Source organism: Aeromonas crassostreae, from assembly GCF_054052445.1.
On record NZ_JBSTYM010000068.1, the window covers coordinates 1 to 372 of the forward strand.

Here is a 372-nt window from a genome sequence, read left to right on the forward strand (position 1 = left end):
GGTCGATGGTGCCGTCGTTGTCGCTGTCTTCGGTGATGACCACGGTCGGCGCCGCGGTGGCGGTGGTGTCGCCCATCACCGCGCTGTCGCTGCCTTCCGGCGAGACATTGCCTGCCGCGTCGACGATAGTGGCGGTCACGGTCAGCGCCGCGCCGTCGGCCGGACGGTCAAACTCGTAGCCCACCTTGCCAGCAAGGATATCGGCCTCGCTCAACACCCGCTCGGCCTGGCCGCTCACCTTGAGGGTGTCACCAGCCTTGGCCTCGCCCGGCAGGGTCACTGCCACGTTTACCTTGCCGCTGATCTCGGTGCGGTCGATGGTGCCGTCGTTGTCGGTGTCTTCGGTGATGACCACGGTCGGCGCCGCGGTGG

At 68.0% G+C, this 372-nt stretch carries 1 protein-coding gene; it reads right to left on the reverse strand.

Translation table 11 applies throughout. The features are described from left to right. The coding region (locus ACW5W4_RS18915; protein WP_456690416.1) for a hypothetical protein at positions 1 to 355 on the reverse strand (355 nt) is incomplete at its 3' end. Positions 356 to 372: the final 17 nt, after the last annotated feature.